Source organism: Roseateles sp. FW301-B2 (assembly GCF_058788955.1).
This window is the reverse complement of sequence record NZ_JBYTBE010000017.1, coordinates 57637-82360: the sequence shown is the minus strand read 5'-3', so window position 1 is coordinate 82360 and position 24724 is coordinate 57637. Positions and strand designations below refer to the sequence as shown.

Annotated in this window: 21 protein-coding genes; 13 read left to right on the top strand and 8 right to left on the bottom strand. The window is 70.2% G+C overall.

The features are described 5' to 3' along the window. Positions 1–15: 15 nt before the first annotated feature. Entirely contained in the window at positions 16–1983 is a 1968-nt protein-coding gene (gene acs, locus AC3WQY_RS13480) for an acetate--CoA ligase (protein ID WP_492709059.1), read from the bottom strand. A 163-nt stretch (positions 1984–2146) separates the two neighbouring features. On the opposite strand from acs, the gene AC3WQY_RS13475 reads away from it, so the two are divergent. The 5 genes from AC3WQY_RS13475 (at position 2147) to AC3WQY_RS13455 (ending at position 7001) form a co-directional block, all read left to right on the top strand. Further along, positions 2147–2749 carry a TIGR00645 family protein gene (locus AC3WQY_RS13475; protein ID WP_285232677.1) on the top strand — a complete coding sequence of 201 codons (603 nt, stop codon included), beginning with the start codon at positions 2147–2149 and terminating at the stop codon, positions 2747–2749. 58 nt (positions 2750–2807) lie between these two features. After that, positions 2808–4349 carry a fumarate hydratase gene (locus AC3WQY_RS13470; protein WP_492709057.1) on the top strand — a complete coding sequence of 514 codons (1542 nt, stop codon included), beginning with the start codon at positions 2808–2810 and terminating at the stop codon, positions 4347–4349. A gap of 64 nt (positions 4350–4413) precedes the next feature. Continuing rightward, a complete protein-coding gene (locus AC3WQY_RS13465) occupies positions 4414–5556 on the top strand; it encodes a branched-chain amino acid ABC transporter substrate-binding protein (RefSeq protein ID WP_492709055.1) in 1143 nt (380 codons plus the stop codon). An 86-nt stretch (positions 5557–5642) separates the two neighbouring features. After that, entirely contained in the window at positions 5643–6656 is a 1014-nt protein-coding gene (gene ahr, locus AC3WQY_RS13460; protein ID WP_492709053.1) for an NADPH-dependent aldehyde reductase Ahr, read from the top strand. A gap of 162 nt (positions 6657–6818) precedes the next feature. Further along, positions 6819–7001 carry a hypothetical protein gene (locus AC3WQY_RS13455; RefSeq protein WP_492709051.1) on the top strand — a complete coding sequence of 61 codons (183 nt, stop codon included), beginning with the start codon at positions 6819–6821 and terminating at the stop codon, positions 6999–7001. Here AC3WQY_RS13455 and AC3WQY_RS13450 read toward each other — a convergent pair. Further along, complete coding sequence (locus AC3WQY_RS13450; RefSeq protein ID WP_492709049.1) at positions 6986–8284, bottom strand: mechanosensitive ion channel family protein; 1299 nt, start codon at positions 8282–8284, stop codon at positions 6986–6988. The genes AC3WQY_RS13455 and AC3WQY_RS13450 overlap by 16 nt on opposite strands. A gap of 16 nt (positions 8285–8300) precedes the next feature. Further along, positions 8301–9236 carry a histone deacetylase family protein gene (locus AC3WQY_RS13445; protein WP_285232683.1) on the bottom strand — a complete coding sequence of 312 codons (936 nt, stop codon included), beginning with the start codon at positions 9234–9236 and terminating at the stop codon, positions 8301–8303. Between the two features lie 47 nt (positions 9237–9283). On the opposite strand from AC3WQY_RS13445, the gene AC3WQY_RS13440 reads away from it, so the two are divergent. The 4 genes from AC3WQY_RS13440 to mltB all read left to right on the top strand — a co-directional run bounded on the left by AC3WQY_RS13440 (position 9284) and on the right by mltB (position 14384). Continuing rightward, complete coding sequence (locus AC3WQY_RS13440; protein WP_285232684.1) at positions 9284–10225, top strand: AAA family ATPase; 942 nt, start codon at positions 9284–9286, stop codon at positions 10223–10225. Between the two features lie 7 nt (positions 10226–10232). After that, positions 10233–11213 carry a DUF58 domain-containing protein gene (locus AC3WQY_RS13435; RefSeq protein ID WP_492709046.1) on the top strand — a complete coding sequence of 327 codons (981 nt, stop codon included), beginning with the start codon at positions 10233–10235 and terminating at the stop codon, positions 11211–11213. Next, complete coding sequence (locus AC3WQY_RS13430; RefSeq protein ID WP_492709044.1) at positions 11210–13276, top strand: transglutaminase TgpA family protein; 2067 nt, start codon at positions 11210–11212, stop codon at positions 13274–13276. Before AC3WQY_RS13435 ends, AC3WQY_RS13430 begins: the two co-directional genes overlap by 4 nt. Before the next feature lie 70 nt (positions 13277–13346). Next, positions 13347–14384 (top strand): lytic murein transglycosylase B, encoded by a 1038-nt coding sequence (gene mltB, locus AC3WQY_RS13425; protein WP_492709042.1) that lies wholly within the window; start codon positions 13347–13349, stop codon positions 14382–14384. Here the strand turns inward: mltB and AC3WQY_RS13420 are convergent. Then, on the bottom strand, positions 14372–16876 hold the full coding sequence (locus tag AC3WQY_RS13420; protein ID WP_492709040.1) for a DNA internalization-related competence protein ComEC/Rec2: 2505 nt from the start codon (positions 16874–16876) through the stop codon (positions 14372–14374). The two genes, mltB and AC3WQY_RS13420, sit on opposite strands and share 13 nt — an antisense overlap. Before the next feature lie 98 nt (positions 16877–16974). Here AC3WQY_RS13420 and AC3WQY_RS13415 point away from each other — a divergent pair, with 98 nt between their 5' ends. Genes AC3WQY_RS13415 through ubiM form a run of 3 tightly spaced genes read left to right on the top strand, consistent with a single transcriptional unit; the run spans position 16975 to position 19258 of the window. Then, the gene (locus AC3WQY_RS13415; protein ID WP_285232689.1) at positions 16975–17469 is read left to right on the top strand and encodes a RidA family protein; all 495 of its coding nucleotides are present in this window, start codon (positions 16975–16977) and stop codon (positions 17467–17469) included. Further along, positions 17469–17960: a disulfide bond formation protein B gene (locus tag AC3WQY_RS13410; protein ID WP_492709038.1), complete on the top strand. Its 492-nt coding sequence runs from the start codon at positions 17469–17471 to the stop codon at positions 17958–17960. Before AC3WQY_RS13415 ends, AC3WQY_RS13410 begins: the two co-directional genes overlap by 1 nt. A gap of 44 nt (positions 17961–18004) precedes the next feature. Continuing rightward, positions 18005–19258 (top strand): 5-demethoxyubiquinol-8 5-hydroxylase UbiM, encoded by a 1254-nt coding sequence (gene ubiM, locus AC3WQY_RS13405; protein ID WP_492709036.1) that lies wholly within the window; start codon positions 18005–18007, stop codon positions 19256–19258. Here the strand turns inward: ubiM and AC3WQY_RS13400 are convergent. The 4 genes from AC3WQY_RS13400 to AC3WQY_RS13385 form a co-directional block, all read right to left on the bottom strand. Further along, positions 19245–21065: a gamma-glutamyltransferase family protein gene (locus AC3WQY_RS13400; protein ID WP_492709035.1), complete on the bottom strand. Its 1821-nt coding sequence runs from the start codon at positions 21063–21065 to the stop codon at positions 19245–19247. The genes ubiM and AC3WQY_RS13400 overlap by 14 nt on opposite strands. 50 nt (positions 21066–21115) lie before the next feature. Continuing rightward, positions 21116–21820 carry a helix-turn-helix transcriptional regulator gene (locus AC3WQY_RS13395; protein ID WP_285232693.1) on the bottom strand — a complete coding sequence of 235 codons (705 nt, stop codon included), beginning with the start codon at positions 21818–21820 and terminating at the stop codon, positions 21116–21118. Between the two features lie 130 nt (positions 21821–21950). Beyond that, complete coding sequence (locus AC3WQY_RS13390; RefSeq protein WP_285232694.1) at positions 21951–22589, bottom strand: CoA transferase subunit B; 639 nt, start codon at positions 22587–22589, stop codon at positions 21951–21953. A gap of 1 nt (position 22590) precedes the next feature. Beyond that, complete coding sequence (locus AC3WQY_RS13385; RefSeq protein WP_285232695.1) at positions 22591–23298, bottom strand: CoA transferase subunit A; 708 nt, start codon at positions 23296–23298, stop codon at positions 22591–22593. A gap of 156 nt (positions 23299–23454) precedes the next feature. On the opposite strand from AC3WQY_RS13385, the gene AC3WQY_RS13380 reads away from it, so the two are divergent. Beyond that, on the top strand, positions 23455–24717 hold the full coding sequence (locus AC3WQY_RS13380; protein WP_492709032.1) for a hypothetical protein: 1263 nt from the start codon (positions 23455–23457) through the stop codon (positions 24715–24717). The last annotated feature ends 7 nt before the right edge of the window (positions 24718–24724 follow it).

The window sequence follows — 24724 nt, the reverse complement described above, 5'->3', positions numbered from 1 at the left end:
GGCTTGCGCCTTGCCTCAATAGGCTTGGCCCAATTGCTCAAGGATCGCCGGGTTCTCCAGCGTGCTGGTGTCCTGGGTCACGCTCTCGCCCTTGGCCACCGAGCGCAGCAGGCGGCGCATGATCTTGCCGGAGCGGGTCTTGGGCAGGTTGTCGCCGAAGCGGATGTCCTTGGGCTTGGCGATCGGGCCGATCTCCTTGGCCACATGGTCGCGCAGCTGCTTGGCAATCGCCTTGGCCTCGTCGCCGGTGGGGCGCGGACGCTTCAGCACCACGAAGGCGCAGATCGCCTCGCCGGTGGTGTCGTCGGGGCGGCCCACCACCGCGGCCTCGGCCACCAGCTCGGTGCAGCTGACCAGGGCCGATTCGATCTCCATCGTGCCCATGCGGTGGCCGGAGACGTTCAGCACGTCGTCGATGCGGCCGGTGATGGTGAAGTAGCCGGTCTTCTCGTCGCGGATCGCGCCGTCGCCGGCCAGGTAGTAGCCGCGCAGCTCGCTGGGGTAGTAGCTCTTCTTGAAGCGCTCGGGGTCGCCGTAGATGGTGCGGATCATCGAGGGCCAGGGCTTCTTCACCACCAGGATGCCGCCCTGGCCGTTGGGCACGTCATTGCCCAGTTCGTCCACGATGGCAGCCTGGATGCCCGGGAAGGGCAGCGTGCAGGAGCCCGGCACCAGCGGCGTGGCGCCCGGCAGCGGGGTGATCATGTGGCCGCCGGTCTCGGTCTGCCAGAAGGTGTCGACGATGGGGCAGCGGCCGCCACCGATGTGCTGGTGGTACCACTCCCAGGCGGCCGGGTTGATGGGCTCGCCCACCGAACCCAGGATGCGCAGCGAGCCGAGGTCGTAGTTCTTGGGGTGCACGGCCTCGTTGCTCTCGGCCGCCTTGATGAGCGAGCGGATCGCGGTGGGCGCGGTGTAGAAGATGCTGACCTTGTGGTCCTGGATCATCTTCCAGAAGCGGCCGGCGTCCGGGTAGGTGGGCACGCCCTCGAACACGATCTCGGTGCCGCCCAGCGCCAGCGGGCCGTAACTGATGTAGGTGTGGCCGGTGACCCAGCCGATATCGGCGGTGCACCAGAACACATCGTCCTCCTTCAGGTCGAAGGTCCATTTGGTGGTGAGCGCCGCATGCAGCAGATAGCCGCCGGTGCTGTGCTGCACGCCCTTGGGCTTGCCGGTGGAGCCCGAGGTGTAGAGCAGGAAGAGCGGATGCTCGGCACCCACCCACTCCGGCTCACAGCTGCTCGACTGGCCCTGCAGCACCTCGTGCAGCCACAGGTCGCGGCCGGCCACCCAGGCGATCTTGCCGCCGGTGCGCTGGTAGACGATCACGTCCTTGAGCGTGGGGCAGGCGTTGTCGGCCAGGGCCTCGTCGACGATGGCCTTGAGCGGCAGCTGCTTGCCGCCGCGCACCTGTTCGTCGGCGGTGATCACCATCACCGCGCCGGCATCCTGAATGCGGTCGCGCAGGCTCTGCGCCGAGAAACCGCCGAACACCACCGAGTGGGTGGCGCCGATGCGGGCGCAGGCCTGCATGGCGGCCACGCCCTCCACCGACATGGGCATGTAGATGACGACGCGGTCGCCCTTCTTCACGCCGCGCGCCTTCAGCGCATTCGCCAGCTGTGCGACCTTGGCCAGCAGCTCGCTGTACGTGACCTTGGTGACCTCGCCGCCATCGGCCTCGAAGATGATGGCGGTCTTGTCGCCCTTGCCCGCCTCGATATTGCGGTCCAGGCAGTTGTAGGAGACGTTCAGCGTGCCGTCCTCGAACCACTTGAAGAACGGCGCCTCGCTGTCGTTGAGCACCTTGGTGAAGGGCGTCTTCCAGCTCAGGAACTCGCGCGCCAGGCGCGCCCAGTAGCCTTCGTAATCGGTCTCGGCCTCCTTGACCAGGGCCTCATAGGCCGCCATGCCCGAGACATGGGCCGATTTCGCTGCGGCCTCCGAGGGCAGATACAGCGTTGCGGGTGAATTGCTCATGGTGTCTCTCTCCTGGTCTCAGAATTGAAATAAAGCGCTGGGCGCTACTGTGCGGCCTGCATCTGACGAACCGCTTACTCTTGTAGAAGACATTCTGCCGTCACCGCAGTGACAGTCACAGGGTCTCACTAGAATCCGCCGCCAACACCCAAGCGAGCTACCCATGAATTCACAACCCCCAAGCAATCCCAAGCTCGGCCTGCTGCCGCAACTGATCTTCGGCAGCCGCTGGCTGCAGCTGCCGCTCTACCTCGGCCTGATCCTGGCCCAGGCGGTCTATGTGTTCCAGTTCTGGACCGAGCTGGTGCACCTGATCGAGGCCGCCTTCGGCAACAGCGCCGCGCTCGAACTGCTGGTCAAGAGCATCGGCTACAAGGCCGACGCCGGCCCGCTCAAGCTCAACGAGACCATCATCATGCTAGTGGTGCTGGGCCTGATCGACGTGGTGATGATCTCCAACCTGCTCATCATGGTGATCGTGGGCGGCTACGAGACCTTCGTTTCCCGCATGAATCTCGAGGGCCACCCCGACCAGCCCGAATGGTTGAGCCACGTGAACGCCTCGGTGCTCAAGGTCAAGCTGGCCACCGCCATCATCGGCATCTCCAGCATCCACCTGCTCAAGACCTTCATCAACGCCGACAACTACGCCGAGAAGACGCTGCTGTGGCAGACCGTGATCCACATCGCCTTCCTGCTCTCGGCGATGGCGATCGCGATGACCGACCGGCTGCTGGCCCACCACGCGCCCGACGACAAGCATTGAGTCAGCCTGGCCTCGTACACTGGGCCAAGCTTCAACACCTTTCCTCCTGGAACGCCCCATGAGCACCACCATCCGCTATGCCGACCTCGTCGACAGCGTTGCCGCCGCCCTGCAGTACATCAGCTACTACCACCCCGCCGACTACATCCAGCATCTGGCGCGCGCCTACGAGCGCGAGCAGAGCCCGGCGGCCAAGGATGCGATCGCGCAGATCCTCACCAACAGCCGCATGTGCGCCGAGGGTCGCCGCCCGATCTGCCAGGACACCGGCATCGTCAACGTGTTCCTGAAGATCGGCATGGATGTGCGCTGGGGCGACTTCCCCGGCTCGATCCAGGACGCCGTCAACGAGGGCGTGCGCCGCGCCTACAACCATCCGGACAACAAGCTGCGCGCCTCGGTGCTGGCTGACCCGATCTTTGAGCGCAAGAACACCAAGGACAACACGCCCGCGGTGGTCTTCATGGAGGTGGTGCCTGGCAACACCGTGGACGTGATCGTCGCCGCCAAGGGCGGCGGCTCGGAGAACAAGAGCAAGGTCTATATGCTCAACCCGAGCGACAACATCGTCGACTGGGTGCTCAAGACCGTGCCGACCATGGGCGCCGGCTGGTGCCCGCCGGGCATGCTGGGCATCGGCGTCGGCGGCACGGCCGAGAAGGCCGCGCTGCTGGCCAAGGAAGCCCTGATGGACGACATCGACATGTACGAGCTGCTCGAGCGCGGCCCGCAGAACAAGCTCGAGGAGCTGCGCATCGAGCTGTACGAGAAGGTCAACGCGCTGGGCATCGGCGCGCAGGGCCTGGGTGGCCTGACCACGGTGCTGGACGTCAAGATCAAGACCTACCCCACGCATGCCGCATCGAAGCCGATCGCGATGATCCCCAACTGCGCGGCCACCCGCCATGCGCATTTCGTGCTCGACGGCTCGGGCCCCAGCTACCTGACTCCGCCGAGCCTGGATCTGTGGCCCGATGTGCACTGGGCGCCCGACTACAACAAGAGCAAGCGTGTCGACCTCAACACCCTCACCAAGGCCGAGGTGGCGAGCTGGAAGCCGGGCGACACCCTGCTGCTAAACGGCAAGATGCTGACCGGCCGCGATGCCGCGCACAAGCGCATCCAGGACATGCTGGCCAAGGGCGAGCCGCTGCCGGTGGACTTCACCAACCGCGTGATCTATTACGTCGGCCCGGTCGACCCGGTGCGCGATGAGGTGGTGGGCCCGGCCGGCCCGACCACCGCCACCCGCATGGACAAGTTCACCCGCATGATGCTGGAGCAGACCGGCCTGATCGCGATGGTGGGCAAGGCCGAACGCGGCCAGATCGCCATCGACGCGATCAAGGACAACCAGAGCGCCTACCTGATGGCCGTGGGCGGTGCCGCCTACCTGGTCAGCAAGGCGATCAAGGCCGCGCCGGTGGTGGGCTTTGCCGACCTGGGCATGGAAGCGATCTACGAGTTCGACGTGGTCGACATGCCCGTCACCGTGGCGGTCGATGCCGGCGGCACCAGCGCCCACGTCACCGGCCCGGCCGAGTGGCAGCAGCGCATCGCCGGCGGCAAGACGGTGGCCATTCCGGTCAACGCGGCCTGAAGCGCCGAACCTTGCTCCAGGGCCACCGCATGCGGTGGCTTTTTCACATTCACAAGCACCCGACATGCATCGTAGAAACCTGATCCTCGCCGCCGCCGCGGCACCCCTCACCGCCCTGCTCGCGGCCTGCTCCCGCATCCCCGACACCGTGCGCATCGGCGTGGCCCAGCCGCTCAGCGGCCCGCTGGGCGCACTGGGCAAGGACATGCTGGCCGGCGTGCAGATGGCGGTGCAGGACCTGAATGCCGCCAACTACTCGGTGCAGGGCAAGCGCGTGCAGCTCGAGGTGCTGGCCAAGGACGACAAGTCCGACGCCGCCACCGGCAAGGCGGTGGCGCAGGAGCTGGTGGACGCCGGCGTGGTGGCGGTGATCGGCCACCTGAACTCGGGCGTCAGCATCGAGGCCGCGCCCATCTACGCCAAGGCCGGCATCGCCCAGCTGGCGATCTCCACCAACCCACGCTACACCCAGCTGGAGCTGGCCACCACCCTGCGCCTGGTGGCCAACGACGATATGCAGGCCAAGGCCATGGCCAGCTACGCGCTCGGCCAGATCGGCGCGCAGCGCTATGCCCTGGTGGACGACGCCACGCCCTATGGCAAGGGCCTGATGGCGGGCGTGGCGGCGCTGCTGAAGAAGCATGACAAGGCGCCCGCGGTGAGCGCCAGCCTGGACGCCAAGACCACCCAGTTCGACGAGCTGGTGGCGCGGCTGGTGGCGGCCCGCATCGATTGCGTCATCACCACGCTGGCGGACTTCCAGGTCGAGGCGCTGGTGAAGGCGATGGGCAAGGCCGGCCTGCGCGAGGCCACCCTGCTGGGCGGCGACACCATCAAGACCAGCACCCTGCCCAAGCTGGACCTGCCCATCAGGGCGGTGTACGCGACCTCGCCCATCATCGAGCCCTACGAGTTCAATGCCGGCCCGGCCTTCGAGAAGCGCTACAGCGAGCTCGCCAAGCAAGGCATCGTCTACGGCGCGCATTACGCCCACGACGCGGTCTACTCCATCACCCAGGGCCTGACGCGCGCCGGCTCGGCCGATCCGGCCGCGGTGCTGAAGGCGATGAAGGCGCTGGACCTGCATGGCCCGGTCACCGCCAGCCTGCGCTACGACGCCCAGGGCGAGCAGAAGTTCGGCACCATCAGCGTCTACGCCATCGAGAAGGGCCGCTGGGTCTCGGCGATGCGTTCGGCGGACTGGTGATGGCTGGATGGCAGCGGGCGTCGCCTGGGTGACCCGCCCGGGCGCGCGCAGGCTTGAGAATCCGTTGCTACCCCAAGGAGCCCATCTTGAGCCAGATCCACGCCTGGGCCGCCAGCACCGCCGGCGGCCCGCTGCAGCCCTTTGACTACGACCCCGGCCCGCTGGGCGATGAAGAGGTGGAGATCCGCGTCGAGCATTGCGGCATCTGCCATTCCGACCTCGCCATGGTCGACAGCGAATGGTTCCCGGCCAGCTATCCGGTGGTGCCCGGCCACGAGGTGGTCGGCATCGTCACCGCCCTGGGCCCGCGTGCCAAGGGCCGCAGCATCGGCCAGCGCGTCGGCATCGGCTGGCACACCGCCAGCTGCTCGCATTGCCAGTTCTGCCTGGGCGGCGAGCAGAACCTCTGCGGCCAGCGCCAGCCCACCATCATCGGCCGCCACGGCGGCTTTGCCGATCGCCTGCGCGCGCACTGGAGCTGGGCCGTGCCGATTCCCGCGGCGCTCGATCCGGCGGCGGCCGGCCCGCTGATGTGCGGCGGCGGCACCGTCTTCCTGCCCTTCGTGATCCACAGCATCAAGCCCACCGACCGCGTCGGCGTGGTGGGCATCGGCGGCCTGGGCCATCTGGCGGTGAAGTTCGCGCGCGCCTGGGGTTGCGAGGTCACGGCCTTCACCTCCTCGCCATCCAAGCGCGAGGAGGCACTGGCGCTGGGCGCGCACAAGACCGTCTCCAGCGTCGACCTCAAGGAGCTGAAGGCGGCCGCCGGCTCGCTCGACTTCCTGCTCATCACCGTCGGCGCCAGCCTCGAGTGGGACGCGCTGATCGGCACGCTCGCGCCCAAGGGCCGCATGCACATGGTGGGGGTGGTGACCGACAAGATGGCGATCAAGAGCGGCGGCCTGCTGAGCTGGCAGCGCAGCCTCTCGGCCTCGCCCACGCCGGCCCCCGCGGTGCTGGCGCGCATGCTGGACTTCGCGGCGCGCCACCAGATCCTGCCGCAGGTGGAGCGCTTCCCGATGAGCCGGGTGAACGAGGCCGTCGAGCATCTGCGCAGCGGCAAGGCGCGCTACCGGGTGGTGCTGGACGCCGGCGCCTGACCCCCTGATTGAGGGGCCCGCCTCCTACCCACGGGGGATGGGCCTGGCAAGCCCCTAGAAGCGAAGATCCCTCCCACGGATGCGGAGACAGCCATGAGCCGGCAGTAAAAGCGGCCAGCGCCCGCAGCCACGACGAATCGCAAAAGTCGAGGGAGATGAGGGATGTGGATCTCAGCCTACTGGTATGAGAAGCTGCCGGCGCTGTATGCCGGCGCGGGTGCGGCCTGCTGGGCCCTGTTCGGGCTGCAGGGGCCGGGCGCCCTGAGCGGCGCGCTGTTGTTGGGCGCCGCCGGGCTGACCTGGCATTGGCGGCGCAGCTACCGCGCCGCTCAAATCGCGCTCTGAGTCGCGCTCTGAGGGAACGGCGCCTGGACCTGATGCACGACCCGCTGGGGGTAGGGAATCTCCACCCCCAGCGCATTCAGGCAGCGCAGGATGGCCAGGTTCACGTCGGAGCGCACGCCGCCCTGCCCGTTCTCGGGGTCGGCAATCCAGAACATCACCGTCAGCTCCAGGCCGTCGGCGGCAAAGCTGCTCAGCTGCACCGCCGGCCCGGGCTGCTGCAGCACGCGCGGCACCGCCTTCACCGCCTCGGCCAACTGCGCCATCACCGCCTCGATCTCGCAGCCATAGGCCACCTGCACCACGGTGCTGAGCAGCACCTGCGGGTCGGCCAGCGAGGAGTTCTCCACCCGCTGGGTGATCAGGGTCTCGTTGGGGATGATGGCTTCGCGGCCATTGAGCGCGCGTATCACCGTGTAGCGGGTCTTGATGTCGCTGATGCGGCCCTCGAAGTTGTCCACCTTCACCATGTCGCCGATGCGCAGCGAGCGCTCGGCCAGGATCACGAAGCCCGACACATAGTTGGCGGCCAGCTTCTGCAGGCCGAAGCCGATGCCCACGCCCAAAGCGCCGCCCAGCACGCCCAAGGCGGTGAGGTCGATGCCGGCGGCGGTCAGCGCCACCAGCAGGCCGATGAACATCAGCAGCGCGCGCGTCAGGTTGGCGGCGATCTTGCGCATCGACAGATCGACGCTGGTGTTGCGCAACAGGCGCTGCTCGATCGCCGAGGAGATCCACAGCGCCAGCACCAGCACGAAGGCCGCGGTGAGGCCGCCCTCGATCATGGCGCGCAGCGAGACCTGGGTGGCGCCGACCTTCCAGCGCACATCGTCCAGCTCCTCCATCACCATCGGCAGCACGCCGATGATCCAGAGGATGGAGCCGCCCCAGGCCAGCCAGGAGACGCTGCGCTCCAGCAGCCGGATCCAGCCCGAATCGGGCAAGGCGGCGCGCAGCACGCGCGCGATCAGGCGTATCACCACCAGCGAGGTCAGCACCGGGATGACGAGCTTGAACACCGCCACCTTCAGGCCCAGCAGCGGGATGGCGCGGCGCGCGCCCAGCGCCAGCAGCAGCGCCAGCACCGGGAACAGCACGCCGTCCACCACATGGCTGCCCAGCAGCACCGAGCGCGCGCGCTGCTGCAAGCGCTGCTTGAGGCGCCAGACGATCAGCCAGGCCAGGCCCATGCAGGCCAGCAGCAGGCCCAGTTCGGTCAATGCGGAGGGGCTGAGCAGCGAGGCCAGCAAGGCCTGCAGCTCTTCAAAACTGAAGGTCTGATTCAATTCGTCGACTCGGAGTTCAGACGCCAGCCAGCACCCGCAAATGGACGCCGACGCTGCGCGCCAGGGCCCCGAGATGGTAGCCGCCCTCCAGCACCGAGACGATGCGACCCTTGGCATGGCGCTCGGCCATGTCCTTCACCCGCATGGTGATCCACTCGTAATCGGCCTCCACCAGGCCGAGCTGGCCGAGGTCGTCCTCGCGGTGCGCATCGAAGCCGGCCGAGATGAAGATCATCTCGGGCCGGAAGCGCTCCAGCGCCGGCATCCACATGGCCTCGATCATTTCGCGGATCTCGGCGCCACGCGTGTAGGCCGGGATCGGCACGTTGACCATGTTCTCGCCCTGGGGCACGGCGCCCGAATAGGGGTAGAGCGGATGCTGGAAGATGCTCACCATCAGCACGCGCTCGTCGCCGGCCAGGATGTCCTCGGTGCCGTTGCCATGGTGCACGTCGAAGTCCACCACCGCCACGCGCTTGAGGCCGCGCACGTCCAGCGCATGGCGCGCCGCGATCGCCACGTTGTTGAAGAAGCAAAAGCCCATGCTCTGGTCGCGCGTGGCATGGTGGCCGGGCGGGCGCACCGCGCAGAAAGCGTTCTCGGCCTGGCGGTCGATCACCAGATCGGTGGCGCGCACCGCGGCGCCGGCGGCGCGCAGGGCCGCGGCCCAGGTATAGGGGTTGGCGATGGTGTCGGGGTCGACGGCGCGCGTCTCGCCGGTGGCGGCCAGGGTCTCCAGCGTGTCGCGGATCTCCGCCACATAGCCGTGCGTGTGGGCGAGCTCCACATCGCTGATGCGCGCCTGTGGTGCATCGTGCCGGGTCAGCGCCACATCCAGGCCGTGGGCGATCAACCAGTCCTCGATCGCATCCAGGCGCTGCGGGCATTCCGGGTGGCCGGCACCCATGTCGTGACGGCGGCAATCGGGGTGGCTGAGATAGGCGGTGGACATGCGGGCAGAAACCTCGTACTTCGCTGTTTTGGGTTAAGGTGCGCCGCATGACGCAACGAGACTCGCAGTCCGCGCTGGCGCACCAACTCCAGGCATTGCAGCACCAGATTAGCACGATCATCAAAGGCAAATCCGCGCAGGTCGCCGACTGCGTGGCTTGTTTGATCGCCGGTGGCCACTTGTTGATCGAGGACATGCCGGGAGTGGGCAAGACCACGCTGGCGCATACGCTGGCGCGCTCGATGGGCCTGCAGTTCTCGCGCGTGCAGTTCACCGCCGACCTGATGCCCTCCGACCTGCTGGGCGTGAGCATCTACGAAAAAGACGGCGGCAAGTTCCGCTTCCACCCCGGTCCGGTATTCGCACAGGTCTTGCTGGCCGACGAGATCAACCGCGCCGGCCCGAAGACGCAGAGCGCGCTGCTGGAGGCGATGGAGGAGTTCCAGGTCAGCGCCGACGGCACCACCCATGCCCTGCCCCAGCCCTTCTTCGTGATCGCCACGCAGAACCCCAGCGAGCAGCTGGGCACCTACCCGCTGCCCGAATCGCAGCTGGACCGCTTCCTGATGTGCATCAGCCTGGGCTATCCCGACCAGGCCTCGGAGCGCGAACTGCTGCAGGGCCAGGACAGCCGCGCCGCGATCCGCGCACTCGAGCCGGTGATGACGCCGGCCCAGGTGCTGGCGGCACAGCAGGCGGTGCTGCAGGTGCATGCCGCCGACGCGCTGCTGGACTATCTGCAGGCCCTGCTCGCCGCCACCCGCTCGGGCCACTGGTTCACCGAGGGGCTGAGCCCGCGCGCCGGCCTGGCGGTGCTGCGTGCCGCGCGCGCCAAGGCCTTGCTGAGCGGGCGCGACTATGTCTCGCCCGAGGATGTGCAGGCCATCCTGCCGCAGACCATCGCGCACCGCCTCACGCCGCGCGCGAGCAGCGGGCGCGGCGCGCGCGAGCAGGTGCGCGCCATGATCGAAGCGGTGCCCATCCCCTGACGGCGCCATGCTGAGCAAGCCGCGCCAGCGCTTCCAGGCCTGGTGGTCGCTGCGCCACCCGCCCAGCGACACGCACCTGATGGTCCAGCGCAATATCTACATCCTGCCCAGCCGCCCGGGCCTGTTCTTCTGCGCCACCCTGCTGGTGCTGTTGCTGGCCTCCATCAACGAGCAGCTCAGCCTGGGCTATCTGCTGACCTTTCTGCTCACCGGTGCGGGCTTTGTCTCCATGCATGTGACGCACGCGAATCTGCGCGGCCTAAGCCTTGACCTGCGCGCCCCCGCGCCGGTGTTCGCCGGCGAAGAGGCGGGCCTGCAGATCCGCCTGCACAACCCGGCCGCGGCGCGCTACGGCATCGGCCTGCGCGCCGCCGAGCAGCGCGCCGAGCAGCGCGCCTGGACCGACGTGCCGGCCCAGGGCCACAGCCAGCTGCAGTTGCGCCTGGCCATGCCGCGGCGCGGCCTGCACGAGCTGCCCACGCTGCGCATCGAGACGCGCTTCCCCTTCGGCCTGTTCGGCGCCTGGAGCGTGTGGCGGCCGGCCAGCCAGGTCTGGGTCTATCCCGCGCCCGAGCAGCCCTGCCCGCCGCTGCCGGCCGGCAGCGGCGCGGCGGATCCGCAGCGGGCCGTGCAGCTCGCCCCCCTGCCCGGGCAGGACCTGGACGAGGTGCGCGGCTACCGCCGCGGCGATTCGCCGCGCCAGATCCTCTGGAAGAAGGCCGCCCAGGCCGGCGATGGCGATGCCCAGCTCTGGGTGCGCGACACGCGCAGCCCGCGCGGCCACGAGCTCTGGCTGGAGCTGGGCCAGACCCAGGGCCTGGCCTGGGAGGCGCGGCTGTCGCGCCTGTGCGCCTGGGTGCTGCGCGCCGATGCGCAAGCCCTGCCCTATGGCCTGCGCCTGGGCGGCCAGAGCCTCGGGCCCGATGCCGGACCGGCGCACCGGCAGGCCTGCCTGGAATTGCTGGCGCGCGCCCAGGAGCGCGCATGAAGCCGCTGCCGCGCGAGGCCCGCGACACCTTGTTCCTGCTGGCGGTGATCGCCGCAGCGGTGGCGCCGCATGCCGAACATCTGCCGCTGTGGTGCAGCGCCATCACCGCCCTGGTGCTGCTGTGGCGCGGCGTGCTGGCCTGGCGCAGCGCGGCACTGCCGGGGCGCTGGACCCTGCTGGCGGCGCTGCTGCTGGTGCTGGGCCTGACCCTGCTGACGCACCACCGGCTGGTGGGCCGCGAGCCCGGGCTGACCATGCTGGTGATGCTGATGGCGCTCAAGACCATGGAGCTGCGCGCACGCCGCGATGCCTTCGTGGTGTTCTTCCTCGGCTTCTTCCTGGTGCTGACGCAGTTCCTCTACTCGCAGTCCCTGCTCACCGCGCTGTGGACCCTGGCCACCGTCTGGGGCCTGCTGGCCGCGCTGATCCTGGCGCAGATGCCGGTGGGCCAGCCGCACCTGCGCCTGGCGGCACGCCACGCCGCGCGCAACACCTTGTGGGGGCTGCCGGTGATGGTGGCGCTGTATCTGCTGTTCCCGCGCATCGGGCCGCTGTGGGGCGTGCCCAGCGACGCGACCGGCCGCACCGGCCTGTCCAACCAGATGGAGTTCGGCGGCGTGGCCGAGCTGGCCAACGACGACAGCATCGCGCTGCGGCTGCGCTTCGAGCCCGGCGTGGTGCTGCCGCCGCCCTGGGCGCTGTACTTCCGCGGCCCGGTGCTGACGCTGTTCGACGGCAGGACCTGGCGCGCGCGCGCGGTCGGCGATGCCTTCAGCCAGTTCAGCCGCCGCAGCGCCAGCCCGCCCGAGGTGGCCGGCCCGCGCCTGCGCTACGAGCTCACGCTGGAGCCGCTGCGGCTGCCGGTGGTGCCGCTGCTGGAGATGAGCCCCGAAGCGCCGGGCAGCGAGCTGCAGGCGGGCGAGCTGAGCCTGCGGCGCGGCCTGGACCTGCAATGGCAGGCGCCGCGCCCCATCACCGAGCGCCTGCGCCTGCAGGCCAGCGCCTACCTGGACTACCGCGTCGGCCCGCTGCAAGCGGACCTGGGCCTGCAGCCCTATCTGGAATTGCCGCCCAGCCGCAACCCGCGCACCCTTGGCTGGGCCAGCGAGCTGCGCCGCCAGCCGCGCTTTGCCGACCTGGACGCGAGCCGCCTGCCCGTCGCCCTGGCGGACGCGGTGCTGGCCCATGTGCGCAGCGAGGAGTTCATCTACACGCTCGCGCCGGGCCGCTACGGCGAGACCAGCCCGCACCTGGTGGACGAGTTCTGGTTCGATCGGCGCCTGGGCTTTTGCGAACATTTCGCCTCCGCCTTCGTGGTGGTGATGCGCGCCATGGGCGTGCCGGCGCGGGTGGTGACCGGCTTCCAGGGCGCCGATGCCGAGCTGCAGGATGGCTATCTGGTGGTGCGCAACAGCCAGGCCCATGCCTGGGCCGAATACTGGGTGCCCGGCCGCGGCTGGCTGCGCGCCGATCCGACCGCCGCCGTGGCGCCCGAGCGCATACGCGGTGGCCAGCCGCTGCGCCCGCCGCCGGGGCCGCTGGCCGGCGCGCTCGGGCAGGTCAACCCCGCCCTCTGGCTGCAAATGCGGCGCGCCTGGGAGACCATCAACAACCGCTGGCAGCAGGCCGTGCTGGGCTATTCGCGCAGCGACCAGTTCGATCTGCTCAAGCGCCTGGGTTGGAGCGCGCCCGACTGGAGCGCGCTGGGCCAGCTCAGCGCCGGCCTGATCGCGCTGATCGCCGCGGCCGGCGGGCTGTGGGCGAGCTGGCAGGCACGGCCGCACGACGCCTGGTCGCGCCAGCGCCAATGGCTGATGGCCCGGCTCGCACGGCTGGGCATTGCCGCCCAGGCCCACCAGGGCCTGCGCCAGTGGGCCGAACTGCTGATGGCCCGGCATGGCAGCGCGGCCGCGCCGCTGGCCGAGCTGCTGCTGGAGCTGGAGCGCAGCCGCTATGCCGCGGCGCCGGCGCCCGCGCTTGGCCTGCTGGCGCGCTGGCGATGGCAGCGAGAATTCACCCGCGCGGCAGCTCCGTTGCGCAGCCGCCATCTGACCCGAAAGTAGCCTCGCCTTGCGCCCTCGTCTCGCACAATTTCTTTCCCTTGCGCTCGTCGCCTGCCTGCTCGCCCCATCGGTGCAAGCCAAGCCGCCGCGCCAGCACGCTGCCCCCGCCAAGGCCAAACATGCCAAGGCCGCCACGCCGCAGGCCTATGGCGAGCGCGCCGACGTGATGCGCTTTGCCGACCAGCACGCCCAGGAGCTCGGCTACGAGCCCGCCGCGCTGCGCCACCTGCTGGCCCAGGCGCAACGCCACCCCAGGGTGCAGCAACTCATCATGCCGCCGCCGGTGGGCACGGCCAAGGACTGGGCGGCCTACCGCGCCCGCTTCGTCGAGCCCCGTCGGCTGGCCGCCGGCCTGGCCTTCTGGCAGCAGCATGAGGCGGCGCTGGCGCGCGCCGAGGAACGCTATGGCGTGCCGGCCGAGATCGTGGCCGGCATCATCGGCGTGGAGACCTTCTACGGCCAGATCATGGGCGGCTTCCGCGTCATCGACGTGCTCGCCACCCTGAGCTTCGACTTCCCGCCCGGCCGCAAGGACCGCAGCGAATTCTTCCGCGAGGAGCTCCGGCAGTTCCTGCTGCTGTGCCAGCGCGAGGGCCTGGACCCACTGGCCGTGAAGGGCTCCTATGCCGGCGCGCTGGGCTACGGCCAGTTCATGCCCGGCAGCTGGAACCGCCATGCGGTGGACTTCGATGCCAGCGGCCGCATCGACCTGATCGCCAGCCCCGAAGACGCGATCGGCTCGGTGGCCAATTTCCTCGCCAATCATGGCTGGCAACGCGGTCTGCCCACGCATTTCGAGATCGCGCTGCCGGTCGACACCGCGGCGCGCGCCACGCTGCTGGCGCCCGACATCAAGCCCAGCTTCACGGCCGCGCAACTGGCCGAACAGGGTGCGCGCCTGGTCGAGGCCGGCCAGGCCCATGCCGGCCTGCTGGCGGTGATCGAGCTGCAGAACGGCGACGCCGCACCCAGCTATGTCGCCGGCAGCGAGAATTTCTTCACACTGACGCGCTACAACTGGTCCAGCTACTACGCCATGGCGGTGATCGAACTGGGCCGCACGCTGGCGGCATGGCGGGCGGCGGGCGCCGGCGTTCAGAAGCCATAGCCCGCCTCCGGCTCCGGCCCCATCGCGTCACCCGCGGCCGGCCCGTCATCGCGCCAATGCCAATAGCGCCGCTCGCGTTCGCGTTGGCACCACCAGGCGCCGTCGCTGCTGCGCCAGCCCCAGGCGCCGCACGAGGGGCTGGCGAGCAGCTGGCTGCCCTGGGCCTGGTAGCGCGCCAGGCTTTGCAGCGCCGGGTGGCCGAAGCGGTTACGGTAGCCGGCCTGCACCAGTGCCAGGCGCGGTGCCACCGCGGCGATGAAGGCCTCGGTGGACGAGGTCTTGCTGCCGTGGTGGGGCACCAGCAGCACCTCGCTGGCCAGCGCTGCGCCACCGCGCGCCAGCAGCAGGGCCTCCTGCTCGGCCTCGATGTCGCCGGTCAGCAGGGCGGCGCGGCCGCCGGCGCTACCGCCCCTGCTGATGATGCGCAGCACGCAGGAACGCGCATTGCTCTTGGCGGGCTGCTGCGCATAGTCGGCGGCGGCCGGGTGCAGCAACTCGAAGTCCACGCCGTCCCAGCGCCAGCGCTGGCCGCGCTCGCAGCGCTGCGCCGGCGGGCCACCCTGCAGCAGCGGATGCGCGGGCTCCAGCGAGCTGAGCAGGCCGGCGATCGGCAGGGCCGCCAGCAGCGAGCCGGCGCCGCCCACATGGTCCTTGTCGCGATGACTCAGCAGCAACAGGTCCAGCCGGCCCTGCCCCATCGCGCGCAGCAGCGGCAGCAGCACGCGCTGGCCGGCATCGATGCCCGGGGCGACCTGCGGGCCGGCGTCGTAGAGCAGCGCATGGCCGGCGGTGCGCACCAGCACCGCATTGCCCTGGCCGATATCGGCCGCCAGCAGTTCGAACTCGCCCTCCCCGGGGCGCGCCGGCGCGGGCCACAGCAGCGGCAGGGCCAGCAGCAGGCCCAGGCCGCGCGCGCGCCAGGGCAGCGGCAGCACCAGCAGCGCGCCGCCCAGCAGGCCCAGCAGCTGCGCCCATGCCGGCGCAACCGGCACGCGCCACACCGCCAGAGGCCAACTGGCCAGCCATTCCAGATAGCCCAGCAGGCCCTGCACGATCCAGGCATCCAGCTGCCACAGCCAGGGCGAAGCGGCACCCAGCAGGGCCAGCGGCGTGATCACGAAGCTCACCAGGGGAATGGCGAGCAGATTGGCCAGCAAGCCCACCAGCGAGAGCTGCTGGAAGAACAGCAGGGTCAGCGGCGCCAGGCCCAGGGTGGCGACCCACTGGCCATGCAGAGCCTGCCGCAGGGTCTGGTGCAGGGCCTTGGCAAGACCTGACCCCGCGACATGGGCGCTGTCGGAAGCACTGCCCATCAGCAGGCCCACCGCGGCGAAGGACAACCAGAAGCCCGGCTGGGCGATGGCCCAGGGATCGAGCAGGGTAACGACGCAGGCCGAGGCCAGCAGGCACATCGGCCAGGGCCAGCGCCAGCCGGTCAGGCGCAGCAGGGCCAGCACCAGCAGCATCCAGACGGTGCGTTGCGAGGGCACGGCCCAGCCGGAAAATTCCGCATAGGCCCAGGCCGCCAGCACGCCCAGCGCCTCAGCCGCCAGCGGCGCCGGCAGGCGCAGGCACAACCAGGCGCTGCGCCGCCACAGGCGCGCCGCCAGCCCGGCGGCCAACCAGGCAAACATGGTGACATGCAGGCCCGAGATGCTCATCAGGTGCGCGACCGAGGTGTCGCGGAACAGGTCCCACTCATGCCGGGCGATGGCGGCCTGATCGCCCAGGCTGAGCGCCGCCAGCACACCGGCACTGGCGGCGCTGGCGGCATCGGCACTGCCCAGCTGCGCCTGGATGGCGCTGCGCAGGGCCTGGCGCCAGCGCAGCAGCGCCCACCAGGGTGCGGCGGCGAGGCGCTGCGCGGCCGCGCCGGGCCGCACCACCCCGGTGGCGCGCAGGCCGCGCTCGAACATCCAGAGCTCATGGTCGAAGGCCCGGGGGTTGGCCAGGCCATGCACGCGGCGCAAGCGCAGCGGCAGCTGCCAGCGTTCGCCCGCCTGCAGGGGCGGCGCGGGGCCGTCGGCCTCGCCGTACCAGCTCAGCAGCAGGCGTGGTGGCAGGGGCAGTGGCGATGTCAGCGGGTCGCCTGCCGCAGGCTCCGGCTCGAACTCGAAGCGCCAGCCGGCCGCGCCGCCATGGCCCTGCACCGCCTGGGGCAGCGAGGCGATGCGGCCGCGCAGCAGCAAGTCCTGACCCTCCCAGGCGCTGGGCAGCTCGAGCGCGCGGCGCTGCTCGGCGCGCCAGGCGCCCTGCGCAAAGGCCAGCAGCGCCAGCGCCAGGGCGGCGAGCCCCGCGCGACAAGCCAGGCGCCGGTGCGGCAGCAGGCGTGCCAGGCCAAGCGCCAGCCCGGCCAGCAGCAGCAGGCCCGCCAGCTCGGCCGGCGCCGGCAGGCGCGCGCATTGCTGCAGCAGCGCCAGGCCGCCCAGCCAGGCCAGCATCAACACCACGCCATGCCAGGCACGCGGCGCGGGTCTCGTCGTCGCCAGCATGATGCTTCACCACTCCCTGTCGCTCCGGGCGCCGGAATTGGCTGCCGGTGTAGGATGCGCGCCAAAGTTCTAACCCCTTTTTGAGTCTGCGAACAGCCATGAGCGCCACCCCCGCCAGCAACAATGTGTATGACCGCCTGAATGCCCTGGGCATCACGCCGCCGCCGCTGGCCGTGCCGGCCGCCGCCTATGTGCCCTTTGTGCGCAGCGGCAAGCTGCTCTTCGTCTCGGGCCATATCGCCAAGCAGGACGGCAAGCCCTGGGTGGGCCAACTGGGCAAGGACGTGGACACCGCCACCGGCAAGCTGGCCGCCCGCGCCATCGCCATCGACCTGATCGGCACCCTGCACGCCGCTGTGGGCGATCTGAACAAGATCAGCCGCATCGTCAAGGTGATGAGCCTGGTGAACAGCACGCCCGATTTCACCGAGCAGCACCTGGTCACCAACGGCTGCTCCGAGCTGCTGGGCGAGGTCTTCGGCGAGGCCGGCAAGCATGCGCGCAGCGCCTTCGGCGTGGCGCAGATCCCGCTGGGTGCCTGCGTTGAGATCGAGCTGATCGCCGAGATCCACGACAGCGCCGAAGCCGCCTGATGTTCCTCACGCCCTCGAAACTGCCGGCCCGCACGCTCGGCCTGATCGCGCTGGCCAGCCTGGGCTCGGTGGCCTTCGCCCTGATCGCCCAGCATGCCTTCAATGTGAAGCCCTGCCCCTGGTGCGTGATGCAGCGCGGCATCTTCCTGCTGCTGGCCGCCTGCGCCGGCCTGGGCTGGCTGGGCAAGCGCCAGCCGGCGCTGCGCAAGGCCAGCCTGCTGGTCTGCGGCCTGCTGGCCCTGGCGGGGCTCACGGCCGCCATCTACCAGCATGAGGTGGTGTCCAAGCTGGCCTCCTGCGACATGACCCTGGCCGACCGCATCCTCACCGCGCTGGATCTGGAGACCCTGCTGCCCTCGGTCTTCATGGTGACGGCCTCCTGCTCCGAGGCCTCGGCCTACACGGTGCTGGGCGCGCCCTACGAGGTCTGGGCCGGCCTGCTGTTCGCCGGCACGGCCATCGCCAGCCTGCTGGCCCTGCGCAAAACCTGAGCCGGATCAAGGCGCGGCGGGCCGCCCGGCCTTAGCCTCGCCGGATGCAAGCAGAGCAACAGCCCCAAGTCCTCATCATCGGCGCCGGCCCGGCCGGCCTCTCCATGGCCGCCGCGCTGGCGGATGCCGGCTTCGCCAGCACCGTGCTGGAACAGGCGCCGCTGGCGCAGATCGCCGACCCGGCCGAGGACGGCCGCGAGATCGCGCTCACCCACCGCGGCATGGCGGTGCTGCAGCAGCTCGGCGCCTGGCAAGACCTGCCCCCGGAGCAGATCTCGCCGCTCAGGCGCGCCCATGTGTTCGACGGTAGCGAGCCGCGCTTCCTGGGTTTCGAGCCCGGCGAGCCCGATGCTGCGGGGCAGCTGGGCGCCCTGGTGCCCAACCACTGGCTGCGCCGCATCGCCTACCAGGGCGCGCTGCGCCGCGCCGGCCTGATCCAGCTACGCTGCGAGGCGCGCATGCGCAGCCTGAGCCTGCAGGCCGACGCGGCCAGCGTCACGCTGGAGAGTGGCGAAACGCTGCGGGCCCCGCTCTTGATCGCCGCCGACAGCCGCTTCTCCAACGCCCGCCGCCTGGCCGGCATCGGCGCCGAGATGCGCGACTTCGGCCGCGGCGTGATTGTCTGCCGCATGGCGCATGAGGAAAAAGACCACGAGGCCACCGCGCTGGAATGCTTCCACTACGGCCACACCATGGCCTGGCTGCCGCTCAATGGCCGCCAGAGCTCGCTGGTGCTGACGATGGACAGCCAGCCGCTGCAGGAGATGCTCGCCTGGGACGAGGCGCGCTTCACCGCCTGGGTGCAGGAACAAAGCCTGGGCCAGCTGGGCAAGCTGCAGCTGATCGGCCCGCGCCACCATTACCCGCTGGTGGCCACCTACGCACACCGCTTCGCCGCGCAGCGCTTTACCCTCATCGGCGATGCCGCGGTGGGCATGCACCCGGTCACCGCGCATGGCTACAACTTCGGGCTCTATGGCGTGCAGACCCTGGCCGGGCTGCTGAAGGGTGCGGCCGACCCTGGCGACGCCGCCCTGCTGCAACGCTATGCGGCCGAACACCGCCGCGCCACCTGGCCGATCTACCAGGGCACCAATGCGGTGGTGAAGCTGTTCACCGACGAGCGCCCCGGCGCACGCCTGCTGCGGCGCGGCGTGCTGGCGCTGGCCGGGCGGCTGCCGCCGCTGAAGGCCGCCATCAGCGCGCAGCTGACCGGCAAGCCCTGGCGGCCCCCCTTGCCCAAGCTCCCCAACCTGCCCGACCTGCCGTTCTTCAAGCGGCCGCTCAATCGCCCTTGACGATGCCCTCGCGGCGCGGGTCGGCGCCGCCGAACCAGCCGCTGCCGCGGCGCTCGATCGCCTGCAGGCCGCTGGGGAAATCGAGCTCGATCACCTGGTGACCCAGCGCGCGCAGGCCCTGCACCGTGGCCGGCGGCAGCAGGCCGCGCTCCAGCACCGAGGGGCCGTTGAAGTTGCCCACATTGGGCAGGTTGATGGCGCTCTGCACGTCCATGCCCCAGTCCTGCGTGGCCAGCAGGGTCTTGGCCACGAAATGGATGATGGCCTGCCCGCCCGGTGAGCCCAGGCTCATCAGCAGGCGACCGTCGCGCGGGTCGAACACCAGGGTCGGGCTCATGCTGGAGCGCGGGCGCTTGCCGGGCTCGACGCGGTTGGCCACCGGCCGGCCCTGGGCATCGCGCGGCAGCATGGAGAAATCGGTGAGCTGGTTGTTGAGCACGAAGCCCCCCACCAGGCCGGTGCCGCCATCGCTCATGATCTGCGCCCCGAAGGCCGCCTCCACCGTGGTGGTGAGCGCCACCGCGTGGCCCTCGCCATCGATCACGCTGATATGGCTGGTGCCATGCTCGACCTGCGCGGCCTGCGGCGCATGGGCGCTGCGCGCCTGGCGCGGCGTGCCGGCCTGCGCCTCGCCCATGCTGCGCGGGCCGATCAAGGCGGCGCGCTGGCGCAGGTAGTCGGGGTCCAGCAGGCTCGCCCAGTCGCCCGCCGGCGCGCCGACGAAATCGGGATCAGCGATGTACTGGGCGCGGTCGGCAAAGGCCAGGCGCGAGGCCTCCAGATAGCGGTGCAGCCAGGCCGCGCGCGGCTTGCCGTCCTGCAGATCGCGGGCGGCGTCGCCGGGCGGCAGCATGGCCAGGATCTGCATCACCGTCAGGTGGCCGGAAGACGGCGGCGGAAAGCCACAGACGCGCCAGCCCGGGCCGGCGCCCGCAGGCGCGTCGCGGCGCCAGTCGGTGCACAGCGGCTGGCGCTCGCGCGGCCGGTAGGCGGCCAGGTCGGCCTCGCTGAGCAGGCCGGGGTTGCCGGCATGGCCGCGCACCCGGCGCACCATGTCGCGGGCCACGCTGCCGCGGTAGAAGGCCTGCTCGCTGCCCTCGGCGGCGATGCGCCGCAGCACCTCGGCCAGCGCCGGGTTGCGCAGGCGCTGGCCCTGGGGCCAGGGCTTGCCCTCGGCGTCGAAGAAATAGCGCGCCGCCACCGCATCGCGGCGCAAACCGCTGGCGCCGCCGAGCAGCAGGTGCATGCGCGCGCCGACCTCGAAGCCCTGTTCACTGAGCGCGATGGCGGGCTCGAACAGGCGCGCCCAAGGCAAGCGCCCATGGCGGCGATGCGCGGCCTCCAGCATCGCCAGCACGCCGGGCGTGCCGACCGCGCGGCCGCCCACCACCGCCTCGCCCATGCTCATGGGGCGGCCGTCGGGCTTGATGAAGAGCCGCTCATCCACCGCGGCAGGCGCGGTCTCACGCCCGTCCCAGGCGCTCAGGTTCCGCCCATCCCAATGCATCAGAAAGGCGCCGCCACCGATGCCGCTGGACTGCGGCTCCACCAGGGCCAGCACCAGCTGGGTGGCGATGGCGGCGTCAAGCGCGTTGCCGCCGGCCTTGAGGATCTGGTAGCCGGCCTCCACCGCCTGCGGATTGGCCGCGGCCACCGCGAAATGCCGGGTCGCCCAACCGGGCTTGGCGGTCCAGCCGCTCGCCGCTTCGGGTTGGGCCGGTGCGAGCGGAGGCGGGGGCGGGCTGGCACAGGCCAGCAGCAGGGCCGGGCCCAGCGCCAGGGCCAGCCATTTCACGAACAAGCGCATGAGGGCGTAGGAGTGGATGCCGAGGCCGCCATCCTAGCCGCAGCGGGAGCTCAGCCCTGGGTCGGGCCGCGCAGCACGCCCAGCATGGGCGGCAGCATGGCCACCATGCCCACCAGGTCGCGGATGCTTTCGGCCTGGGTCTTGGCGCGCAGGCTGGCGATCTGGGTGCGGATGGTGGAGACGGCCACCTGGTGCTTGGCGGCGATGTCCTGCGGCTGCAGCCCCTCGCACAGCGCCTGCAGCACCTGCTGCTCGGCGCTGGTGAGGCGATGCTCGCGCGCAAAGGCATGGATGGAGAGCTCGCCGCAGAGCTGCTGCTTGCCCAGCAGCACCAGGGCGCCGGGCCGGTTGTCGCCCAGCGCCATCGGGATCACCGACAGCATCAGCCGTGCCGCGCCACTGCCCAGCGTGATGAGCCGCCTGAGGCCCTGCAGGGCGGCGGCCTGCAGGGCCGCCTTCAGACGCAGCTGGTCGGCATCCAGGCTGGCGCTCAGGCAGTCGTTGTGCAGGCACAGCCCGGCATGGTGGGCCAGGCGGCTGCGCGCCATGTGGTTGGCGTAATGCAGCTGGCCGCTCTCGGTGACCAGCAGCAGCCCCAGATCGATTTCGTCCAGGGCGCGCGAGAACAGGCCGCTCGGCAGGCTCAGCCCGGTCGCGCGGCGGCGCCGTTCGGGCCCGCGATAGTCCGCCAGACCCAGCCCCGCCCAGCTCAGGCGCGGCTCGTCAACGCCCTGGGATTGCAGCAACGCTTGCATCTTGTGCCCCCTGTTCCACCGGCCCGGCGCCATCCACCTTGTGGATGAGCCGAGCGCGATTTTGTGTCAGGACGGGCCGCGCAAGCCAGCATATAGGCGCTGCAGACTAGGGATGGCACAAACGCCGGGATCAGCGCAAAGGCACGCCGGTCTTGGCCTGCACCTCCTCACGCGTGACGCCGTCGGCCAGCTCGACGAGCTTGAGCCCCTCGGGGGTCACGTCCATCACGGCGAGGTCGGTGATGATGCGGTTGACCACGCCCACGCCAGTGAGCGGCAGGGTGCAGCTGGGCAAGATCTTCAGGTCGGTGCTGCCGTCCTTCTTGCGCGCCACATGCTCCATCAGCACGATCACGCGCTTCACGCCGGCCACCAGGTCCATCGCGCCGCCCATGCCCTTGACCATCTTGCCGGGGATCATCCAGTTGGCCAGATCGCCCTGCTCGCTCACCTGCATGGCGCCGAGGATGGAGAGGTTGATCTTGCCGCCGCGGATCATCGCGAAGCTGTCGTGGCTGCCGAAGATGCTGGAGCCGGCGATGGTGGTGACGGTCTGCTTGCCGGCGTTGATGAGGTCGGCGTCGACCTCGTCCTCGGTCGGGAACGGGCCGATGCCCAGCATGCCGTTCTCGCTCTGCAGCCAGACTTCCTTGTCAGCCGGCACGAAGTTGGCCACCAGGGTGGGGATGCCGATGCCCAGGTTCACATAGAAGCCGTCTTCGAGCTCCTGTGCGGCGCGCGCCGCCATTTGGTCTTGCGTCCAGGCCATCTCAGGCTCCCTTCTTTTCGCTCAGAGTGCGCTTCTCGATGCGCTTCTCGGGGTTCGGGTTGTGCACGATGCGGTGCACATAGATGCCGGGCAGGTGCACCGCGTCGGGGTCGATGCTGCCGGTCTCGACCACATGCTCCACTTCCACCACGGTGATCTTGCCGGCCATCGCGGCGGCCGGGTTGAAGTTGCGCGCGGTGCGACGGAACACCAGGTTGCCGCTCTTGTCGGCGGTATGCGCCTTCACCAGCGCCACCTCGGGGTTGAGCGCGTGCTCCATCACGTAGGTATGGCCATCGAACTCGCGCAGCTCCTTGCCCTCGGCGACGATGGTGCCCACGCCGGTGCGGGTGTAGAAGGCCGGGATGCCGGCGCCGCCGGCGCGCAGCTTCTCGGCCAGCGTGCCCTGGGGCGTGAACTCCAGCTCCAGCTCGCCCGCCAGGTACTGGCGCTCGAACTCCTTGTTCTCGCCCACATAGCTGGAGATCATCTTCTTGATCTGGCGCGTCTCGAGCAGCTGGCCGAGGCCGAAGCCGTCCACGCCGGCATTGTTGGAGATCACCGTCAGCTGCTTCACCCCGGTATCGCGCAGCGCGGCGATGAGGGCCTCGGGAATGCCGCAGAGGCCGAAGCCGCCAACGGCCAGCAGCTGGCCGTCCTTGACGATGCCATCCAGCGCGGCGGCCGCACTGGGATAAAGCTTGTTCATTGCTGTCTCCAATCAAGCTGTGTTCGCAACGCCGCCGAGCGTACTACGTATGGCTTTACGTAGTCGTTACGCGAATTCACCTAATCCACCTGCGGTTTGCCAGCAGATCGCGCCCCCGGGTCGGCCTTACCATCGCGCCATGCCGCAGGAATTCCAATGACGCGCCGCCTCGCCATGGCCGCCGCGCTGCTGTGCCTGGGCGGGCCGCCGGCCGCCGCCGCAGCCGGCCTGCCCGACTGGCTGGCACTGGATGGTTTTGGCACCCTGGGTGCATACCGCGCCGACGACCCGGTGGCCAGCGTGCGCGCCGACTCCCGCGCGCCCGCGGCCTCGCTGCGGCAATGGCGCCTGGACGGCGACAGCCTCGCCGGCCTGCAGCTGACGCTGAAAACGCCCGGCGAGACCCGCGCGGTGCTGCAGCTGATCGCCAAGGACGAGGTGCCGGACCGCCTGCGCCCGCGCGTCGAATGGCTGTACGCCGCCTGGGACGCCGGCCCGCAGCTGCAGCTCAAGCTCGGGCGCACCTCGCTGCCGGTGTTCCTGAACTCGGACACCCGCTACCTCGGCTATGCCCAGACCGCGGTGCGGCCGGCCAACACCGTCTACCAGCTCAATCCCATTACCCATGTGGACGGCGCGAACGCGCTCTGGAACCAGCATGGATCGCAGGGGGACCTGAGCCTGGAGGCGGCGCTGGGACGCTCCAAGGTCGAGGTCGCGACCGGCTCCATCGACGCCGACCGCGTCGCCACCCTGGTCGGCAAATGGACGCGGCGCAACTGGACGCTGCGGCTGGCCCATGCCCAGTACCGCATCGACGCGCAGCTGCCGGTGTTCGAGCAGCTGTTTGCGCAGCTGCGCTCGGGCAGCACCGGCTGCAGCAACTGCACCGCGGTGCTGGACGCGCGCGGCCGCGCGCAGGGCCTGCAGGTGCGCACCGAGACCATCGCCATGGTCTACGACAACGGCCGCTTCGCCCTGCAGGGCGAGGCCATGCGGCGCGCCTCGGACGGCCTGCTAATCCCCGATGTGCGCGCCTGGTATCTGCAGGCCAGCCTGCGCCTGGGCGCCTTCACGCCCTATGCGGTGATCGGCCAGCAGCGCTTCACCGAGGCGCCGCTGGGCCTGCTCACCGATGCGCAGGCCGGGCCCGCGGCGGCCGCGGCGAACGCGGCCCTCGACCGCTATCTGCAAGCGCCCAACGACCGCCACATCTGGCAGCTGGGCCTGCGCTGGGATCTGCGCGAGAACCTGGCGCTGAAACTCCAGCTCGAGAGCCTGCGCCACACGCGCGAGACCGGGCTGGGCCTCAACACCGTGGTGAGCTACCCCTTCGCACCGCCGCTGGGCGGCTATACCGGCCCGCGCTGGGACGGGCAGGTGCGGGTGCTGACGCTCAACCTCGACCTCGTGTTCTGAACCTGGC

Coding starts and splice junctions, on each gene's coding strand:
- acs (WP_492709059.1), bottom strand. CDS start 1,983: ATGAGCAATTCACCCGCAACGCTGTATCTGCCCTCGGAGGCCGCAGCG.
- AC3WQY_RS13475 (WP_285232677.1), top strand. CDS start 2,147: ATGAATTCACAACCCCCAAGCAATCCCAAGCTCGGCCTGCTGCCGCAA.
- AC3WQY_RS13470 (WP_492709057.1), top strand. CDS start 2,808: ATGAGCACCACCATCCGCTATGCCGACCTCGTCGACAGCGTTGCCGCC.
- AC3WQY_RS13465 (WP_492709055.1), top strand. CDS start 4,414: ATGCATCGTAGAAACCTGATCCTCGCCGCCGCCGCGGCACCCCTCACC.
- AC3WQY_RS13455 (WP_492709051.1), top strand. CDS start 6,819: ATGTGGATCTCAGCCTACTGGTATGAGAAGCTGCCGGCGCTGTATGCC.
- AC3WQY_RS13445 (WP_285232683.1), bottom strand. CDS start 9,236: ATGTCCACCGCCTATCTCAGCCACCCCGATTGCCGCCGTCACGACATG.
- AC3WQY_RS13440 (WP_285232684.1), top strand. CDS start 9,284: ATGACGCAACGAGACTCGCAGTCCGCGCTGGCGCACCAACTCCAGGCA.
- AC3WQY_RS13435 (WP_492709046.1), top strand. CDS start 10,233: ATGCTGAGCAAGCCGCGCCAGCGCTTCCAGGCCTGGTGGTCGCTGCGC.
- AC3WQY_RS13430 (WP_492709044.1), top strand. CDS start 11,210: ATGAAGCCGCTGCCGCGCGAGGCCCGCGACACCTTGTTCCTGCTGGCG.
- AC3WQY_RS13420 (WP_492709040.1), bottom strand. CDS start 16,876: ATGCTGGCGACGACGAGACCCGCGCCGCGTGCCTGGCATGGCGTGGTG.
- AC3WQY_RS13415 (WP_285232689.1), top strand. CDS start 16,975: ATGAGCGCCACCCCCGCCAGCAACAATGTGTATGACCGCCTGAATGCC.
- AC3WQY_RS13410 (WP_492709038.1), top strand. CDS start 17,469: ATGTTCCTCACGCCCTCGAAACTGCCGGCCCGCACGCTCGGCCTGATC.
- ubiM (WP_492709036.1), top strand. CDS start 18,005: ATGCAAGCAGAGCAACAGCCCCAAGTCCTCATCATCGGCGCCGGCCCG.
- AC3WQY_RS13400 (WP_492709035.1), bottom strand. CDS start 21,065: ATGCGCTTGTTCGTGAAATGGCTGGCCCTGGCGCTGGGCCCGGCCCTG.
- AC3WQY_RS13395 (WP_285232693.1), bottom strand. CDS start 21,820: ATGCAAGCGTTGCTGCAATCCCAGGGCGTTGACGAGCCGCGCCTGAGC.
- AC3WQY_RS13390 (WP_285232694.1), bottom strand. CDS start 22,589: ATGGCCTGGACGCAAGACCAAATGGCGGCGCGCGCCGCACAGGAGCTC.
- AC3WQY_RS13385 (WP_285232695.1), bottom strand. CDS start 23,298: ATGAACAAGCTTTATCCCAGTGCGGCCGCCGCGCTGGATGGCATCGTC.
- AC3WQY_RS13380 (WP_492709032.1), top strand. CDS start 23,455: ATGACGCGCCGCCTCGCCATGGCCGCCGCGCTGCTGTGCCTGGGCGGG.